This is a genomic window from Flavimaricola marinus (genome assembly GCF_900184895.1).
Classification (GTDB): domain Bacteria; phylum Pseudomonadota; class Alphaproteobacteria; order Rhodobacterales; family Rhodobacteraceae; genus Flavimaricola; species Flavimaricola marinus.
Genome location: NZ_FXZK01000055.1, coordinates 1 through 621 on the forward strand (window position 1 = coordinate 1; position 621 = coordinate 621).

Genomic DNA, 621 nt, shown 5'->3' on the forward strand with positions numbered 1-621 from the left:
TGGCAGTGTGTTTGAGCGTTTGAAAAACGAGCGGTGACATCTCTGATCTCTTCTGGCTGAACGATGCGCGGATGGTCCGTTTGGAGCCCTAATTACAAAATTCCACGGCGAGCCTCGCGCAGATGGTGGTCGGGTTCCAAATGCGATTGTCTTCACCAATTGCGATGGCTTGCGGTGGCGGGATGCCCTCAGGGAATACGACTCGCACAAGGCAAGCTACAACCACGGGACGCGTTGGAGGTGAGCGGCAATCGCCACTGGGTCGAGTGCATCCACGAACAGGGCATCTTCGCTCAGATGATGTCCGACTTGGCGGCGGATCACGCCGAGAAGCAAACGGTCTTGGTCGACGCGACCTACCTGAAGGTAAATCGTGCGGCGTCCAGTTTGACCGTCAAAGGGAAGGCGTGAGCGCTTGATTGGCCGCACCAAGAACGGCCCGACCATGAGACTGCACGCCATCTGTGACAGTTGAGCCTTGTCGCGCCATTGGTCCGAGCGACAATGGCGAATGTCGCCCACTCAGCTCCTTCGTCACCGCCAGACGGGTCAGCGACGACATCCGCGCGACGGCCAAGTTGAGCAGCCGGCAAAGGGTCGACTGGCGGCTCGGGGATCGCG

At 59.6% G+C, this 621-nt stretch carries 2 protein-coding genes; one reads left to right on the forward strand and one right to left on the reverse strand.

All coding sequences use genetic code 11. The annotated features are described in order from the left end of the window. The first annotated feature begins 240 nt into the window (after positions 1-240). The gene (locus tag LOM8899_RS23565) at positions 241-411 is read left to right on the forward strand and encodes a hypothetical protein (protein WP_168770648.1); all 171 of its coding nucleotides are present in this window, start codon (positions 241-243) and stop codon (positions 409-411) included. On the opposite strand, the gene LOM8899_RS23660 is transcribed toward LOM8899_RS23565, so the two are convergent. Beyond that, positions 395-621 (reverse strand): hypothetical protein (locus tag LOM8899_RS23660; protein WP_211096269.1); only part of this gene is annotated, 227 nt, incomplete at its 5' end. The two genes, LOM8899_RS23565 and LOM8899_RS23660, sit on opposite strands and share 17 nt — an antisense overlap.